Source organism: Streptomyces sp. SID3343, assembly GCF_009865215.1.
Lineage (GTDB): Bacteria > Actinomycetota > Actinomycetes > Streptomycetales > Streptomycetaceae > Embleya.
Genome location: NZ_WWJX01001074.1, coordinates 1 through 16,715 on the forward strand (window position 1 = coordinate 1; position 16,715 = coordinate 16,715).

15 protein-coding genes and 1 pseudogene are annotated in these 16,715 nt (G+C 69.2%); 8 read left to right on the top strand and 8 right to left on the bottom strand.

Going from position 1 to position 16,715, the window contains the following annotated elements; genetic code table 11:
* Window positions 1–85 precede the first annotated feature (85 nt).
* From recF to dnaA, 4 genes are all read right to left on the bottom strand, one after another.
* On the bottom strand, window positions 86–1,228 hold the full coding sequence (gene recF / locus GT354_RS33280; RefSeq protein ID WP_161360090.1) for a DNA replication/repair protein RecF: 1,143 nt from the start codon (window positions 1,226–1,228) through the stop codon (window positions 86–88).
* Window positions 1,229–1,246: 18 nt separating this feature from the next.
* Window positions 1,247–2,188 carry a phosphogluconate dehydrogenase (NAD(+)-dependent, decarboxylating) gene (gene gnd / locus GT354_RS33285; RefSeq protein WP_161360091.1) on the bottom strand — a complete coding sequence of 314 codons (942 nt, stop codon included), beginning with the start codon at window positions 2,186–2,188 and terminating at the stop codon, window positions 1,247–1,249.
* 203 nt (window positions 2,189–2,391) lie between these two features.
* A complete protein-coding gene (gene dnaN, locus GT354_RS33290) occupies window positions 2,392–3,525 on the bottom strand; it encodes a DNA polymerase III subunit beta (protein WP_161360103.1) in 1,134 nt (377 codons plus the stop codon).
* An 855-nt stretch (window positions 3,526–4,380) separates the two neighbouring features.
* The gene (gene dnaA / locus GT354_RS33295) at window positions 4,381–6,360 is read right to left on the bottom strand and encodes a chromosomal replication initiator protein DnaA (RefSeq protein ID WP_161360092.1); all 1,980 of its coding nucleotides are present in this window, start codon (window positions 6,358–6,360) and stop codon (window positions 4,381–4,383) included.
* A 351-nt stretch (window positions 6,361–6,711) separates the two neighbouring features.
* Between dnaA and rpmH the strand changes: the two genes are divergently transcribed.
* From rpmH to GT354_RS33335, 8 genes and pseudogenes are all read left to right on the top strand, one after another.
* A complete protein-coding gene (rpmH, locus tag GT354_RS33300) occupies window positions 6,712–6,849 on the top strand; it encodes a 50S ribosomal protein L34 (RefSeq protein ID WP_010849920.1) in 138 nt (45 codons plus the stop codon).
* Window positions 6,850–6,865: 16 nt separating this feature from the next.
* A complete protein-coding gene (gene rnpA, locus GT354_RS33305; RefSeq protein ID WP_161360093.1) occupies window positions 6,866–7,369 on the top strand; it encodes a ribonuclease P protein component in 504 nt (167 codons plus the stop codon).
* The gene (gene yidD / locus GT354_RS33310; protein ID WP_161360094.1) at window positions 7,366–7,710 is read left to right on the top strand and encodes a membrane protein insertion efficiency factor YidD; all 345 of its coding nucleotides are present in this window, start codon (window positions 7,366–7,368) and stop codon (window positions 7,708–7,710) included. The genes rnpA and yidD overlap by 4 nt, the downstream gene beginning before the upstream one ends.
* 2 nt (window positions 7,711–7,712) lie before the next feature.
* A complete protein-coding gene (yidC, locus tag GT354_RS33315; RefSeq protein ID WP_346012293.1) occupies window positions 7,713–8,882 on the top strand; it encodes a membrane protein insertase YidC in 1,170 nt (389 codons plus the stop codon).
* A gap of 119 nt (window positions 8,883–9,001) precedes the next feature.
* Window positions 9,002–9,502 carry a R3H domain-containing nucleic acid-binding protein gene (locus GT354_RS33320; protein WP_161360104.1) on the top strand — a complete coding sequence of 167 codons (501 nt, stop codon included), beginning with the start codon at window positions 9,002–9,004 and terminating at the stop codon, window positions 9,500–9,502.
* An 84-nt stretch (window positions 9,503–9,586) separates the two neighbouring features.
* Window positions 9,587–10,357, top strand: a complete 771-nt coding sequence (gene rsmG, locus GT354_RS33325) for a 16S rRNA (guanine(527)-N(7))-methyltransferase RsmG (protein WP_237535728.1) — start codon at window positions 9,587–9,589, stop codon at window positions 10,355–10,357.
* A gap of 298 nt (window positions 10,358–10,655) precedes the next feature.
* Window positions 10,656–11,555: pseudogene (locus tag GT354_RS33330) on the top strand (ParA family protein); the annotation flags it as partial.
* Window positions 11,556–11,581: 26 nt separating this feature from the next.
* Entirely contained in the window at window positions 11,582–12,664 is a 1,083-nt protein-coding gene (locus tag GT354_RS33335; RefSeq protein WP_161360098.1) for a ParB/RepB/Spo0J family partition protein, read from the top strand.
* 484 nt (window positions 12,665–13,148) lie between these two features.
* Here the strand turns inward: GT354_RS33335 and GT354_RS33340 are convergent, their stop codons facing one another.
* From GT354_RS33340 to GT354_RS33355, 4 genes are all read right to left on the bottom strand, one after another.
* On the bottom strand, window positions 13,149–14,354 hold the full coding sequence (locus GT354_RS33340; protein ID WP_161360099.1) for an N-acetylmuramoyl-L-alanine amidase: 1,206 nt from the start codon (window positions 14,352–14,354) through the stop codon (window positions 13,149–13,151).
* A 238-nt stretch (window positions 14,355–14,592) separates the two neighbouring features.
* Window positions 14,593–14,919 (bottom strand): thioredoxin, encoded by a 327-nt coding sequence (gene trxA, locus GT354_RS33345; protein WP_161360100.1) that lies wholly within the window; start codon window positions 14,917–14,919, stop codon window positions 14,593–14,595.
* A gap of 48 nt (window positions 14,920–14,967) precedes the next feature.
* Window positions 14,968–15,915 (bottom strand): thioredoxin-disulfide reductase, encoded by a 948-nt coding sequence (gene trxB, locus GT354_RS33350; protein WP_161360101.1) that lies wholly within the window; start codon window positions 15,913–15,915, stop codon window positions 14,968–14,970.
* A 179-nt stretch (window positions 15,916–16,094) separates the two neighbouring features.
* On the bottom strand, window positions 16,095–16,715 hold a 621-nt coding region (locus GT354_RS33355; RefSeq protein ID WP_237535724.1), incomplete at its 5' end, for a hypothetical protein.

The following is a 16,715-nucleotide window of genomic DNA, read 5'->3' on the forward strand; positions in this document are numbered from 1 at the left end:
CGGCGCCGGGTCGGCCGGTGCCCCGCTCGCGGACTTGGGCCGGCCCCCGGCGGACCTGCCGGCCGCGGCGGGGTTACGCGCTTCGTCACTCACTCGGGGCCACCCGGTGGACCTCGCCGTCCGCGACGTCGAAACGCGCCCCGGCGAGCACGGGCGGCACGTCCTGCGCCACGGCGGCGGTGACCAGCACCTGCTCACCGTCGGCGACCATCTCGGCGAGGCGCTCGCGACGTGTGGTGTCGAGCTCGGCGAACACGTCGTCGAGCACGAGTACGGGCTCGCCGCCGTCGGCGCGCAGGAGCTCGTAGGAGCCGAGCCGAAGCGCGAGCGCGTAGGACCACGACTCGCCGTGGCTGGCGTAGCCCTTGGCGGGCAACGGGCCGAGCCGGAGCACGAGATCGTCGCGGTGCGGGCCGATCAGGGTCTGCCCGCGCTCGACCTCGGCCGCGCGTCCCGCCGCGATCGCCGCGGTCATCACGGCGTGGATGCCGGCGCGGTCGTGCGGCAGCGGGTCCTCGGACATCGAGCTGCGGTAGTCCAGTACGGTCGGGCCGCCCCCGGTGGACAACGCGTCGTAGGACTTGTCCACGAGCGGTTGCAGGGACGCCACCAAGTCGAGTCTGGCCGCGGTCAGTTCGGCCCCGGTGGCGGCCAGGTGCTCGTCCCACACGTCGAGCGTGCTCAGCGCGCCGCTGCGGGCGCCGCCGGCGCGTCGGGCCATCGCGGCGGTACGCAGCAGCGTGTTGCGCTGCTTGAGCACGCGGTCGTAGTCCTGGCGCACGCCGAGCAGGCGCGGGGTGCGCGCGGTGAGCAACTCGTCGAGGAACTTGCGGCGTTCGCCGGGGTCGCCCTTGACCAGGGCCAGATCCTCGGGCGCGAACAGCACGCTTCGCAGCAGGCCGAGCAGGTCGCGCGGACGGGTGGCCGCCGAGCGGTTGATCCGGGCGCGATTGGCCTTGCCCGGGTTGATCTCCAGCTCGGCGAGCGCGGTGCGGCCGTGGTGCACGATGCTCGCGCGGACGTAGGCGCGTTCGGCCCCGAGCCGGACCAACGGCGCGTCGGAGGCGACTCGGTGGCTGCCCAACGTGGCCAGGTAGCCGATCGCCTCGACGAGGTTGGTCTTGCCCTGACCGTTGGGGCCCACGAACGCGGTCACGCCCGGTTCGAGGGGAACCTCGACCCGAGCGTAGGACCGGTAGTCGACGAGCGAAAGGTGCGCTACATGCATAGGCGAACGGGCTGCCGATCAGCCCGCGTCGGCCTCCTTCGGCGGTGTGACGTCGGCACCCGGGGCGTCGGCGCCCTTGTGGGTGGACGCGGCGGTGACCGCGTGCCCGCCGAACTGGTTGCGCAGCGCGGCGATCATCTTCATCTGCGGCGAGTCGTCCTGACGCGACGCGAACCGCGCGAACAGCGACGCGGTGATCGCGGGCAGCGGCACGGCGTGATCGATGGCCGCCTCGACGGTCCAGCGACCCTCACCGGAGTCCTCCGCGTAGCCGCGCAGGCCCTCCAGGTGCTCGTCGTCGTCCATCGCGCGCACGGCCAGGTCGAGCAGCCACGAGCGGATGACGGTGCCCTCCTGCCAGCTGCGGAAGACCTCGCGCACGTCGGTGACGACGTCGGCGGCCTCCAGCAGCTCCCAGCCTTCGGCATACGCCTGCATGAGCGCGTATTCGATGCCGTTGTGGACCATCTTGGCGAAGTGGCCCGCGCCGACCTTGCCGGCGTGCACATAGCCGGCGGGGCCCTCGGGCTTGAGCGCGTCGAAGATCGGCTTGACCTTCTCGACGTTCTCGCTCTCGCCGCCGCACATCAGCGCGTAGCCGTTCTGACGACCCCAAACCCCGCCGGAGACACCGCAGTCGACGAACCCGATGCTCTTTTGGGCAAGCGCCTCGGCGTGCTTGATGTCGTCGGTCCAGCGCGAGTTGCCGCCGTCGACGACCACGTCGCCGGGCGACAGGAGTTCGGCGAGCGCGTCCACCGTCGCCTGGGTGGGATCCCCGGCGGGCACCATGACCCACACCACGCGCGGAGCGGCGAGCGTGTCCACAAGCTCTTTGAGGCTGTGGACGTCGGCTACGTCCGCGTTGCGGTCGTAGCCCACAACCGTGTGGCCCGCGGAGCGCAGACGCTCACGCATGTTGCCACCCATCTTGCCGAGGCCGACGAGTCCGAGCTGCATCCTGAAATCCTTCGTTCGCTGCTGCGATGCCGGATAGGGCACCACCGAGGCCGCTTCACGCCCCTGGTGAGGGGCTCGCCCCTCGTGAGGGCTTTTCACCGCGTCGACGGTACGCGGATGGCGGTTGCCCGCGCGGCCGCGGGGTCATGCGTGGTCGTCGAACCCGACTGTGTACGGGTTGTGGACCGGGTGTGGACGGGCGTTCAGCCCGACAGGCGCACCGGCATGATCAGGTAGCGGTACTCGTCGGTCGCCTCGGCCTCGACGTCGGGCTTGCCGGTCATCACGGCCGGCTTGGTGGACGTCGTGAACGAGATCTGCGCGACCGGGGAGCCGATCGCGCTGAGCCCCTCCAGCAGGAAGCCCGGGTTGAAGGCGATCGAGATCTCCTCCCCCGTCAGCGTCGCGTCGATGGCCTCGGACGCCTGCGCCTCGTCGCCGGAGCCGGCTTCGAGCACGAGCCGCCCGTCGGAAAAGGACAGCCGCACCGGGGTGTTGCGCTCGGCGACCAGCGACACACGCTTGACGGCGTCCACGAAAGGCGCGGTCTCGACGGTGGCCACGGTCTCGGACTGCTCCGGGAACAGCGCGCGGTACTTGGGGAATTCGCCTTCGAGCAGGCGGGTCGTGGTGCGCCGACCGGAGCCCTCGAACCCGATCATGCCCTCGCCGATCTTGTCCCCGGACAGCGCGATCTGGACGCTGTCGCCCTGGGTCAGCGACCTGGCGGTGTCGTTGAGCGTCTTGGCCGGAACCAGGGCCACCGCGGAGGACAGGCCGTCGGCCTCGGGCTTCCAGGTGAACTGGCGCACGGCGAGCCGGTAGCGGTCGGTCGCGGCGAGGGTGACGGTCTCGCCCTCGATCTCGACCCGGACGCCGGTGAGCATCGGCAGCGTGTCGTCGCGACCCGCGGCGATCGCGACCTGGGCCACGGCGGCGGCGAAGACGTCGCCGGGCACCGAACCCGCGGCGGTGGGCATGTCCGGCAGTGCCGGGTAGTCCTCCACAGGCAGGGTCGGCAGGGTGAATCGCGCGCTGCCGCAGACCACGGTCACCTTGGCGCCGTCGGTGGAGATCTCCACCGGCCGGTTCGGCAGGCTCTTGGAGATGTCGGCGAGCAGTCGCCCCGAGACCAGCACGCGGCCCGGTTCGTCGACCTCGGCCTCGAAGCCGCCGCGAGCGGAGACCTCGTAGTCGAAGCTGGAGAGCGTCAACCGCTGCTCCGCGGCCTCCAGGAGCAATCCGGCGAGGACGGGAACCGCCGGCCGCGCCGGGAGACTGCGTGCGGTCCACGCCACCGCATCAGCGAGAACGTCACGCTCGACCCGGAACTTCACCGGATTCACCGCCTCCTGCCGTTTCCGGCCGTCATCTGTTGTCTGGCATCTCGTCTGGCCGGCATCTCGTCGGTAGGTCTCGACCGTCGTCGGGGTCCGGCACCGGCACACAGTCTGACGCACTCCACCGACAGCCCGCGCAGCCCCTCGAAAACGCGCAGTCCACAGATTCGGGCCGACCCGACTGTTTACCCGTCATCTGCCTTGAACTACGTGTGGTCGTAGTAGTAGGGGGTGTGGATACCGTGGATAACCGGTATATCCGCAGGTCGGAGCCTATTTTTTGTCCACTGCGGGGTGTGGGTGGACCAGTGGATAAACCCCCTCTGTCTGTGGATGCCCGAAATGGCTCCACAGGCCGTCCCCAGGGCTACCCCCACTTGTCCCCAGCGAATCCCCAGGTTGGAGGCAGGTTGTCCCCACCCCTCGTGGACCCCGCTCGGCGCGGTATTCACCGTAAGGGGTGAAACCGCCCCGACTGTGGACAGATCCGTGGACAACCTGGGGACAACCGCGAAAAGTCGGTGGACGAGTGGTGGACAACCACGTGAAGCGGGTGTGGACGTCGCGCGACCGAAAAGTTATCCACAGTCTGTGGAGAAGGTTGCCGCACATCCCCACAGGAACCTGACCTGCCGGCTCGCCGGCGTTTTCCCCAGGTTCTCGCAGCCATTGTGGGGAACCAACGGCCAAACACGTCGTCCCCATGGTGTGGATGCCGATCCGGCCGCTGATCGGTGGATAACTCGGCCTGAAAACGGCGCGATGAGACGAAGGTCACAGTGCGCACAGAGAGGCCGGCGCCCCAAAAAGGGAACGCCGGCCGGCCCAAGAGGGTGACGCGGGTGCGTTTTGTCAGCTTTTGATGCGGTTCGTGAGCTCGGTGACCTGGTTGTAGATCGAGCGCCGCTCGGCCATCAGGGACCGGATCTTGCGGTCGGCGTGCATCACCGTGGTGTGGTCTCGCCCGCCGAACTGGGCACCGATCTTGGGCAGTGACAGATCGGTCAGCTCACGGCACAGGTACATCGCGATCTGCCGGGCCGTCACCAGCACCCGGCTGCGCGAGGTGCCGCACAGGTCCTCGACGGACAGCCCGAAGTAGGCCGCGGTGTGCGCCATGATCGTGGTCGCGGTGATCTCCGGACCCGCGCTGTCCGGAATGAGATCCTTGAGCACGATCTCGGTGAGCTGCAGGTCCACCGGCTGCCGATTCAGGCTCGCGAACGCGGTGACCCGGATCAGCGCCCCCTCCAGCTCCCGAATGTTGCGCGAGATCTTGCTGGCGATGTACTCCAGCACGTCCGGCGGCGCGTTGAGCCCCTCCTGGATCGCCTTCTTGCGCAGGATCGCGATACGCGTCTCCAGCTCCGGCGGCTGGACGTCGGTGAGCAGACCCCACTCGAACCGGTTCCGCAGCCGGTCCTCCAGGGTGACCAGTTGCTTGGGCGGTCGGTCGGAGGAGATCACGATCTGCTTGTTCGCGTTGTGGAGCGTATTGAAGGTGTGGAAGAACTCCTCCTGCGTCTGCTCCTTGGTCTCCAGGAACTGGATGTCGTCGACCAGGAGGACGTCCACGTCGCGGTAGCGCCGGCGGAAACCGTCGGCCTTGCCGTCGCGGATCGAGTTGATGAATTCGTTGGTGAACTCCTCGGAACTCACATATCGAACACGCGTGCCCGGATACAGGCTCTTCGCGTAATGCCCGATCGCGTGCAGAAGGTGCGTTTTGCCCAGCCCGGACTCGCCGTAGATGAACAGCGGGTTGTACGCCTTCGCGGGCGCCTCGGCCACGGCGACGGCGGCCGCGTGCGCGAACCGGTTGCTGGACCCGATGACGAAGGTCTCGAAGAGGTACTTGGGGTTCAGCCGTGCGGCCGGCTCGTGTTCGACCACGCCGTGCTCGCGCCCGGTCCCGGGCCGGGGCAACCGCAACGGACGCCCACCGGGCAGTTCGGCCGGCGGCGTGGGCGGGGACTGGTGGGACGGCGGGGACTGCTGCGGCGATTGGGGCGAATGAGGGAGCCCCGACGGAGTCTCCCTGTCGCCGGATCCATGTGTCGAATTATCCACAAAGCTGTGGACGGAAGGTGTGGAAAACCCGGGTGGTCCGAACAGGTCTTCGCGATCGGCGAAAAGGGTCCCGTCGGACGGCGGAATTCCCGGGTGGTCCGACGAACCGCTCGGATTGCCGCCGTATCCGTATTGATCGCGGGTATCCCGCGGATCGCGCGGGTCACGCGGATCGCGCGGGTCACCGCGCTGATCCCGGTCCCGCTGCTCGCGCGGGTCACGGGGATCGCGGGCGTCGCGTGAGTCCCTGTCCCGCGAGTCCCGGTCCCGATACGGGCCCGGTGCGTAGCGCTCGTGCGGATACTCCTGCTGGTACGACGGATCGCCGTAGGGGTCCCGGTCCTGCCGGTACGACTGCTGGCCGTACGGCTCCTGGGGATAGCCGTCGCGGCCGTAGCGGTCGCCGCCGTAGGACGGGCGGCCGTACGGGCTCGGGTTGTAGTCGTCGTGACGTGGCGAGCGATCGAGCCGATCCGGGACCGGTTCGGGCTCGCCCGCGCTCGGCTCGACGCTCACGGCGAACCGGATCGGCCGCCCGAAACCATGGCTCAACGCATCGGTGACCACCTGGCGGAGCCGGGTCTCCAAGACCTCTTTGGCAAACTCGTTCGGCACCGCGAGCAGCGCGGTGTCCGAGAAGAGCGTCAGCGGCTGGGTCCGCTGGAGCCATCCCTTGTCCTTGGCCGTGACCGAGTCGTCGGTGGCCAGTCGTTCCAGGAACCGTGCCCAGACTGCGGCGAGGTCGCTGGTGATGTCAGCCACGGTGCACGCTCTTTCATTGCATCGACACAGGTCTCGGGAGGACTCCCAGTGTCCCGGACCCCGGGAGCGAGCGCTCCGGTCCGATGCCACCTGTTCACGGTAGTGGCGCCCGCCGGGCTGCTCAAGCCGTTGTCCACAGCCTGTGTACAGTGCTCGCCGAATGACGTTTGTGCAGGTGGGCGGGGTGCCCCGGATCCCCCATTTGACCCCGTCGCCCCTTCGTACGTACCGTGGGCCGGTCTAGTTGTCTGACGACCGCTGCCGCATGTCCGAGATCATGTCGATGCGGACGTACGGTGGTGGCCGGCGGTCTTTTCTGCCGGCCCACGATTCAAATCCTGGAGCCCCCGAGTGAGCAAGCGCACCTTCCAGCCGAACAACCGTCGCCGGGCGAAGACCCACGGGTTCCGGCTGCGCATGCGCACCCGTGCCGGTCGCGCCATCCTTGCTGCCCGTCGCCGCAAGGGCCGCGCGGAGCTTTCCGCCTGAGTTCGCGGATCTTTCCGTGCTGCCTCCCGACAACCGGCTGAGGCGGCGCGAGGACTTCGCGATCGCGGTTCGCCGCGGGCGTCGAGCCGGTCGACCGAACCTGGTCGTCCACCTGCGACAGCAGGGGACGAGCAAGGCCGGGAACCCGGAACGCGCCCCGGAGACCACGCAGCCGTCCGAGCCGGACACCCTGCGCCAATCTGTGGCAGAGGACCCGCACGCGGGTGTGGAGCACGCTCCACCGCCGCGTGCGGGTTTCGTCGTGAGCAAGGCTGTCGGCCCCGCTGTTGTCCGCAACGTCGTCAAGCGTCGGCTTCGCCATCTCGTCCGCGACCGATTGGCCCTGCTTCCGGCAGGTAGCCTGGTCGTGGTACGGGCATTGCCGCCTGCTGCCCAGGCGGATCATGACGCCCTGGCGCGGGATCTGGACGCCGCGTTCGACCGGCTCCTGAGCCGGGCCGGGCGCTCCGTCGCGGTTCGAGCGGACGGGCCTGCGGTCAAGCCGGGAGCGACGGCGTGAAGTACCTGTTCATGGGGTTCATTCGGGTCTATCAGTGGACGATCAGCCCGATGCTCGGGCCGGTGTGCCGCTTCCACCCGTCGTGCTCGCATTATGGGTACGAGGCGATGTCCGTCCATGGCGCGGTCAAGGGCACCTACCTCACTGTGTGGCGCATCCTGCGCTGCAACCCCTGGAACTCTGGCGGTGTCGATCCTGTGCCGCCGCGCACACGCCGTTGGTGGCAGCTCCCCGAGCGGAACACGCACTCGGAGTCGGAGCCACACGAGCGGCAGCAGACGTCCAGCACCGGCCGTACCGAGCCCGCGCCCGGTGCGAACACCACCGCCCGAGGAGCATGACCGTGGGGATTCTGAACCCCCTATATACCGCAGTCTCCTGGATCATCGTCCAGTTCCACTCGCTGTTCAGCCCGATCTTCGGCAAGGACAGCGGTTTGGCGTGGGGGCTGTCCATCGTCTGCCTCGTGGTCGTCATCCGGATCTGCCTGATCCCGCTGTTCGTCAAGCAGATCAAGGCGACCCGAGGACTCCAGGCACTGCAGCCGCGCATCAAGGAACTGCAGAAGCGGTACAAGGACGACCGTGAGCGTCAGTCCCAGGAAATGATGAAGCTCTACAAGGAAACGGGTACCAACCCGCTTTCGAGCTGCCTTCCGATCCTGGTCCAGTCGCCGTTCTTCTTCGCCCTGTTCCACGTGCTGCAGCGGGTCTCGCAGAACCGTACCGTCGGTGTCATCGACCGCGACCTGGTCGACAGCGCACAGAAGGCGCACATCTTCGGCGCGCCGATCGCCGCCAAGTTCACCGACTCCGCACACAAGATCCAGGACCAGCTGCACGCGGACCTGACCACGGTGCGCATCGTCACGGTCATCATGATCATCCTGATGTCGGCGTCGCAGTTCTTCACCCAGCGCCAGCTGATGACGAAGAACACCGACCCTGCTTCGCTCGTGGGCAACCCGTTCGCGAAGCAGCAGAAGCTGATGATGTACGCGTTCCCGATCATGTTCGCGGTCTTCGGTATCAACTTCCCCGTGGGTGTGCTCATCTACTGGCTCACCACCAACGTGTGGACGATGGGCCAGCAGCTCTACGTGATCAACCGCAACCCCACACCGGGCAGCCCGGCGTTCAAGGCGCGGCAGGTCAAACTCGCCGAGAAGGCGCGCAAGGAGGGCAAGGTCCTGCTCCCCGACGGCAAGGTCGTCGACGCCGCCGAGTACGAGGCACAGCAGGCCGAGCTCAAGGCCCAGGCCGCGAAGCGGGTGCAGCCGGCCCGACTCACCAAGTCGCAGCGCAAGGCGCGGGCCCGTGACGAGGCGGAAACCCACGGGCAGGACGCGACCTCGGACACCTCGGACACGTCGGGGACCGGGGCGTCCACGGGCAACGGTTCCGGGACCACCGCGAGGTCGAACGGTTCGGTGAAGGGCTCGACGGCCCGCACACCGCACTCCGGGGCGCGAAAGCAGACCCAGAGCCGGAAGCATCACCCGAGGAAGAAGTGACCGCCCTCGACGGGCAGGTCGCCTCGGACCCGCAAGACTCGCTCACTCGTCCACAAAGGAGTTCCCCTGTGACGGAAGGCACGTCCCCCGCCGTCGACTCTCCCGCCGCCTCGCGCCGGATCACGCTCACGGCGGAGGAGATCAGCCGTCTGGAGCAGGAGGGGGAGATCGCTGCGGACTACCTGGAGGCGTTGCTCGACATCGCCGACCTGGACGGCGACATCGACATGGACGTCGAAGGCGGTCGCGCCTCGGTCTCGGTGATCGCCGGTGACGAGAGCGAAGCCTCGGGTCCGGACCTCAAGCGTCTTGTCGGCCGTGACGGGGAAGTCCTGGAAGCACTCCAGGAGCTCACCCGCCTCGCCGTGCACCGGGAGACCGGTGAGCGCAGCCGCCTGATGCTCGACGTCGCCGGTTTCCGTGCGGCCAAGCGGGCGAACCTGGCGGAGATCGCCGGCGAAGCGGTCGAGGAGGTCAAGGCATCGGGCACGGCGCTCAAGCTCAAGCCGATGACCCCGTTCGAGCGCAAGGTCGTGCACGACACCGTCGCGGAGGCGGGACTGCGCAGCGAATCGGAGGGCGAGGAGCCCAATCGCTGCGTCGTCGTCCTTCCTGCTTGACCCGGGTCAGCCGACCCGTTTTCCGCAAGCCGTCGCGCCGGCCCCACCTGTGTTGCAGGTGGGGCCGGCGCCGTTCCTGGGATGATGTTCCACGTGAAACGTCAGGACGACACGACCCCCGGCCCGCCGGCGGACGAACGCGCCCCCGAGGCACCGGAGGCGGCAAGCCGTCTCTTCGGTGACAACCTGGAGCGGGCGATCCACTATGCCGACCTGCTGGCCGGCCCCGGCGTTCGCCGGGGAATGGTCGGTCCGCGTGAAGTGGGGCGGCTCTGGGAGCGGCACCTGCTCAACTGCGGCGTGGTCGCCGAGCTGATCGCCGAGAACGCGATCGTGCACGACGTCGGCTCGGGCGGTGGCCTTCCCGGCATCCCGCTCGCGCTCGTGCGCCCGGATCTGCGCATCACGCTCGTCGAGCCGCTGCTGCGCCGGACCACCTTCCTCGACGAGGTCGTCGCCGAACTCGGGCTCGACAACGTCGAGGTGCTGCGCGGCCGAGCCGAGGAACTGCGCGGCCGTACGTCCGCGGACGTGGTCACCGCGCGCGCGGTCGCACCGCTGGCCAAGCTCGCCGGGTGGGGGCTGCCGTTGCTCGGTTCCCACGGCGAGATGCTCGCGCTCAAGGGCGACTCGGCCGCAGAGGAACTCGCTGAGTCCGAGGCGGACCTGCGCAAGCTCGGCGCGGTCTCGTGGGAGGTCGCGCACGCGGGCGAGGGCATCGTCGATCCGTTGACCACGGTTGTCCGGGTGCGGATCGGCAATGTCGCGCCACTGAAGGAAGCCAGGTCCGCCAAAGCGCGGCGCGGGGTGAAATCCACCGGCGCGAGGGCCACCAGGCGGCGCCCCGCGAAGTAGATCTCGTCCTCGCTGGGCCGGACGGCTGAACTGGCGATGCTGCCCTCCGAGGGTGTGTCGTACCCGCCGTCCTGTGCCCGCACCGGCGATCGTGTTTCACGTGAAACGTGCGCCATGGAAACGCTTCTACTCACCTCAGACGCGTCGGAACGTGGCACCCTCTGAGAGTGCCGCCGCAGTGCATGGCTATTCCGTCGGCCTGGGTGTCGCCGCGGCAGCCCCTGTCGCTGCGGCAGCCCCTGCCGCCACGGCAGGAAAGGAGAGTGATCCGTTGCCGTCCGAGTATCCGACTGCCTCGATGCCGTCGCCCCGAGTGGGCGCCGTCGACGTTTCACGTGAAACAGAGGCACCCGGAATCGATGACACTCCCATCGCCAGAGCGGCCAAGCAGGCCGTGGAGACGATGGGCCGTGCCTCCGAGGGGCTTCCGCGCCCGGAACGCACCCGAGTCATGGTGGTCGCGAACCAAAAGGGCGGGGTCGGCAAGACGACGTCGACCGTCAACCTCGCGGCAGCGCTTGCCATGCACGGTGCGCGCGTACTCGTGGTCGACCTCGATCCGCAGGGCAACGCCTCCACCGCGCTGGGTGTGGACCACCACGCCGGGGTCCCGTCGATCTACGAAGTGCTCGTCGAGAGCCGGGACCTCGCCGAGGTCGTTCAGCCGGTGCGCGATGTCGAGGGCTTGTTCTGTGCCCCGGCCACGATCGACCTCGCCGGCGCCGAGATCGAACTGGTCTCACTCGTCGCACGTGAGAGCCGGCTGCAACGGGCGCTCTCGGCCTACGAACAGCCGTTGGACTACATCCTCATCGACTGTCCGCCCTCGCTCGGCCTGTTGACGGTCAACGCGCTCGTGGCGGGTGCCGAGGTGGTCATCCCGATCCAGTGCGAGTACTACGCCCTGGAAGGATTGGGGCAGTTGCTGCGCAACGTCGATCTGGTCCGCGCGCACCTGAACCCGAATCTGCATGTCTCGACGATTCTGTTGACCATGTACGACGCGCGCACGCGCCTCGCGGCCCAGGTCGCCCAAGAGGTGCGCGACCACTTCCCGGACGAGGTGCTGCCGACGGCGATCCCGCGGTCGGTGCGAATTTCCGAGGCGCCGAGTTACGGGCAGACCGTGATGACCTACGACCCCGGCTCGACCGGGGCGCTGTCGTATCTCGAAGCGGCGCGGGAGATGGCGTTGCGTAGTGTCACGACGGCCAAGGAGGAAGTGTGAGTGCACCACGCAGGGGGCTGGGCAAGGGTCTCGACTCGCTCATCCCGCCGAAGCCGACGAAGCCCTCGTCTTCTGCGTCGGCGACCTTGCGCGCCATAGCGGCCATAGCGACGGACGAGTCGGCCCTGTCGCCGGCGTCGATTCCGTTGGTAGGGGAGCCCACGCCCGATGAGCCGCCGCCCCCGGCCGCGCTCTACGCGGAACTGCCGCTGGACGCCATCTCGCCGAACCCACGGCAGCCGCGGGCGGAGTTCGACGAGGGGGCGCTGGCGGAGCTGGTCGCTTCGATCAAGGAAGTCGGCATCCTCCAGCCCGTCGTAGTCCGTCCGTTGGGCGACGACACCTACGAACTCGTCATGGGCGAGCGGCGTTGGCGAGCCTCCAAGGAGGCTGGGCTCTCCCATATCCCGGCGATCGTGCGGGTGACCCACGACGACAAGTTGCTCCTCGACGCGCTCCTGGAGAACCTGCATCGGGCCGAACTCAATCCGCTGGAAGAGGCCCTCGCCTACGAACAGTTGCTGGAGGAGTTCGCGTGCAGCCACGATGAGCTCGCGGCGCGGATCGGGCGCTCGCGTCCGTACGTGACGAACACTCTGCGGTTGTTGAAGCTCCCGACGCCGGTTCGGACGAAGCTGGCGGCCGGCACCCTGCTCGCCGGGCACGCGCGAGCGCTGCTCGGCCTGGAGGGCTATCCGAAGGAACTGGCGACGCTCGCCGATCGGATCATCGCCGAAGGGATGACGGTCCGCACGGTCGAGGAGATCGTCTTCGAGATCAAGGGCCTCGACCCGGAGCCGAAGCCGCAGAAGCCTCGTCGACCGCGTGCCGGGCGGATCGTCGCTCCCGCGCTGAACCACTTGGCTGACCGGTTGAAGAACCGCTTCGAGACCGAGGTGAAGGTCGTCCTCGGGAACAAGAAAGGCAAGATCGTCGTCGAGTTCGCGTCGATCGAGGACCTCGAACGAATCCTCGCCTCGATGGCTCCCGGCGAGGGTCGGCAGTTCGCGCAACGCCTCGCCGAACCGGAAGTGCCGGTACAGGGCAGCGCCCCGGACGCCGGCGCGCTTGTCCCGTAACCGGCCCGCGTTCGTGACCGGCGAGGCACGCGGTCGGCAAAGGAACGTATGAAGGGGCTCGCGGTCGTTGACCGCGAGCCCCTTCCTTGCTTGTGTTTCACGTGAAACGTGCTGCCACCCCTGGAGGGGTCATGGGATCCATGCGCTGGGTTTTCGCAGGTCTCGGGGCTGTCGGAGCCGTCGCCGGTTTCGTCGGCGGACTGCTCGGCGGGTCTTCCCGCTCCCGGGTGTCGGGGCCGTGGACACCGGGCGGGCCCGCGATCCCGGTCCATGCGCTGCCCGAGGGCTCACGCTGGCCGGCGGATCGGGTGGTGCCGAACGAGGGCGCGGGGTTTCGCGGGTCCGCGTCCGCGAAAGCCGGACCCGAGGAGTCCGGCGGCCGGGGGTCCGAGGCTCGGGCGTCCGGGGCTCGGAAGTCGGGGACTCGGAGGCCCGGGACTCGGGAGCCGGGAACTCGGGAGCCCGGGACTCGGGAGCCCGGGACTCAGGAGAAGACGGGCAACCGCAGCATCCCCGTGGGCACGTCCTCGTCCGGCGGCAGGTAGAGCCGCTGGAGGGCCACGACGACCGACTCGGCGGCGTGGTCGCGGAACTCCGACGTGGCCAGGCGGGCCGCGTCGTCGGCGTTGGTGAGGTAGCCCAACTCCACGCGCACGGCGGGCATCCGCGTGCGCCTGAGCAGTGTCCACGCCTTGCCGTGGGTGCGGCCGTCCACCATGCCCGTGCGGGCCACGAGCTCACGCTGGACGAGGCTCGCGAAGTGCTCTCCGGTCGGCGAACGTCGCCCGTAACGGTCACTTCCGCTGCCGTAGTAGTACGACGAGACGCCGGCCGCGCGCGGGCTGTCGTTGCGGTCGGCGTGCAGGGATATGACGAGGTCGGCGTCGGTGGCGTTGGCGAAGGCCGCACGCTCCTCCTCGCCGGTGTTGCCGACGTTGCCCGCGCCGACGCCGTCCACGCCGCGGGTCAGGTACGCCTGGACGCCGAGCGCGGACAGTCGGCCTTCGAGCCGGCGGGCGAGGTCCCACACGACCTCGGCCTCGGACAGCCCGTGCGCGACGACACCGTGATCGGCGCCGCCGTGTCCGGGGTCGATCACGACGGTCTTGCCGGCCAGCGACGGACCCGAGCGGTGCAGCAGTTCGGACTCGCGCATGGCGTGCGGCTGGCCGCCCACGACGGTGCGGGCGAGCCGGTCGAGGGCCCGGAAAGTGGCCGGTCCACACGTGCCGTCGGCGCCGAGGCCGTAGTTGCGTTGGAACTCGCGCAGCGCCCGTTCGGTGGCCGGGCCGAGGATGCCGTCCACGCGGCCGCAGTCGAATCCCATGTCGAGCAGTCGCTGCTGGAGCGTCGCGACGTCGTCGCCGACGGTCGGGTGGCCCACCGAGTAGGACAGCATGCGGTCGCCGAGGCGCCAGCGTGCCTCGTCGAGGTGGCGGTACGTCTCCGGCCCGACGACGCCGTCCACGGTCATCGCCCGCTGTTGCTGGAAGTGCCGGACGGCCAGGTCCACGGAGTCGTCGAACACCGCGTCCTCGTAGCCGCCGTGATGCCGCGTGTCGCGGATCGTCGAGGTGGCCCCGATCGCCGGGGCACCGGCGGGCAGTAGGCCGAGCAGTACCAGCTTGGACCTGATCTCGGCCACCGCCGGCCCGGTGTCTCCGCGTTGGTACCGCCGCTGCATGGTCATGGAAAGGAGTCCTCCCGAGTTTTGACGCAACACTCGATCGTACGCGCGGATCGGCCTGCTCCCGTACCGACCCGGGATGCTTCGCGGCGGGCGCGCACGGTGCCCGGCGGCTGCCCGGCGGCCCGCTGTGCTCAGGGCGCGACAAGCGCTGACACGTACGAAGGGCGCTTCCCGGTTCCGGGAAGCGCCCTTCGGTGACGTGCCGACGGCCCGACTCGGGGAGCGGGGCCGGGGCGGCTCAGACGTACTCGGCGAGCTCCCTGAGCAGCGCGGCCTTCGGCTTGGCGCCGACGATCGTCTTGACGATCTCGCCGCCCTTGAAGACGTGCAGGGTGGGGATCGACAGCACGCCGTAGCGGGTCGTGATCTCCGGGTTCTCGTCGATGTTGAGCTTCGCGATGGTGATCTTGTCGGCGTTGTCCGACGCGATCTGCTCCAGCGCCGGAGCGATCTGGCGGCACGGCCCGCACCACTCGGCCCAGAAGTCGACGAGCACCGGCTTGTCGCTCATCAGGACGTCCGTGTCGAAGGTCTTGTCGGTGACTTTGGTGGTGGCCCCGGCCATGGTGGCTCCTCGGTCTGGTGGGGGGAACTGGGTCGGACAGGTGTGGGATCAGGCGATGGCTTTGTCGGCCAGCGACGCGAGGTAGTGCTCGGCGTCGAGGGCCGCGGCGCAGCCGGTGCCGGCGGCGGTGATCGCCTGGCGGTACGTGTGGTCCACGACGTCGCCGGCCGCGAAGACGCCGGTGAGGTTGGTGTGCGTGGAAGGCGCGTCGACCTTGATGTAACCCTCGGCGTCGAGGTCGACCTGACCGGCCAGCAACTCGGTGCGCGGGTCGTGGCCGACCGCGATGAACAGGCCGGTCACCGCCAGCTCGCGCAGCTCCCCGGTGACGGTGTCGCGCAGCTTGACGCCGCTGAGCTTGCCGTCGCCCTCGATCTCGGCGACTTCGCTGTTCCACGCGAACGAGATCTTCTCGTCGGAGAACGCCCGATGTTGCATGGCCTTGCTCGCCCGCAGCGAGTCGCGGCGGTGGATCACCGTGACCGAACGCGCGAAGCGGGACAGGAAGGTGGCTTCCTCGATCGCGGAGTCGCCGCCGCCGACGACCGCGATGTCCTGGTCGCGGAAGAAGAAGCCGTCACACGTGGCGCACCACGAGACGCCGCGTCCGGAGAGCGCTTCCTCGTTGGGCAGGTCGAGCTTGCGGTACGCGGATCCGGTCGCCAGGATCACGGCGTGCGCCTTGTGCACGGTGCCGGCGCTGTCCGTGACGAGCTTGACGTCGCCCTTGAGGTCGACCGCCACCACGTCGTCCGGGATCAGTTCGGCGCCGAAGCGCTCGGCCTGCTTGCGCATGTTGTCCATCAGATCCGGGCCCATGATGCCGTCCGGCCAGCCGGGGAAGTTCTCCACCTCGGTGGTGTTCATCAGCGCGCCGCCCGCCGTGACGGCGCCTTCGAAGACCAGCGGCTTGAGGTCCGCGCGCGCTGCGTAGACGGCGGCCGTGTATCCGGTCGGACCGGATCCGATGATGATCACGTTGCGGACGTCGCTCACGATCAGCCTTCCCTAGTTCCTCAGTCGAGCCTCGTGCCGGGTGGCGGCGTCGGCGTCGCGGACTTGCGAGTCCCGCGCCCAGATGAGATGCGGTGTCTCGTTCGACAACGGATCCTAGGCGCGCACCATTCCCGGCCCATAACGGTGTGTCGGACGGCGTGGGCGAAGCCCCCGGCCGATCAGCCGCGGGTGATCTCCGTGTCGAGCAACACGGACCCCGAGAGCTCGACGCCCGGGCCGGTGGCAGGCTCCGAGGCCCCGGAGGTCAGGGAGGCATCGGCGGAACACGACGCGTCCACGATGGTCACTCGCACCCGGGCCGCACTACTGCCGGGCAGGACGACCACGTAGGCCGACTTCCCTCCATATGTGCCCGAGTCCACGGCGAGCGCGCCCGCCACGTCGGGGCCGACCGCCGCCGAGACGCAGCGGGGGAGCGGGTGCGTGTCCTTGGGGCGCTCGCCGAGCAGGCGGGTGACCTGTCCGGGCAGGTCGGCGTCCGAGTAGACGTGCGGGGCCGCGGCGTCGGGCGCCGTCGGGTTGTTCTCGGCCGTGCCCGAGCCGGGACGCTCGGCCTTGGGCGACGCCGACGCGCTCGGTGTCCGCGGAGCCGCGGCGGGCGCACCGGCTTGGGACTTGTCGGCGCTGTCCTTGCGGTCGTCGTCACCGCTGCCGACGATCACCGTGAAGCCGAGCACCACCGCGGCGACCGCGGCCGCCGCGGCGAGCAGGAGCGGGCCGCGCCCGCGGCGCGCGCGGGCGGCGTCCAGGGGCACCGGGGCGGGCCGTGGGTCGCGGGC

What these genes read in the sequence shown, in the direction of transcription:
- recF (WP_161360090.1), bottom strand. Translation starts at nt 1,228, where the DNA reads ATGCATGTAGCGCACCTTTCGCTCGTCGACTACCGGTCCTACGCTCGG.
- gnd (WP_161360091.1), bottom strand. Translation starts at nt 2,188, where the DNA reads ATGCAGCTCGGACTCGTCGGCCTCGGCAAGATGGGTGGCAACATGCGT.
- rsmG (WP_237535728.1), top strand. Translation starts at nt 9,587, where the DNA reads ATGTTCCACGTGAAACGTCAGGACGACACGACCCCCGGCCCGCCGGCG.
- GT354_RS33340 (WP_161360099.1), bottom strand. Translation starts at nt 14,354, where the DNA reads ATGACCATGCAGCGGCGGTACCAACGCGGAGACACCGGGCCGGCGGTG.
- trxA (WP_161360100.1), bottom strand. Translation starts at nt 14,919, where the DNA reads ATGGCCGGGGCCACCACCAAAGTCACCGACAAGACCTTCGACACGGAC.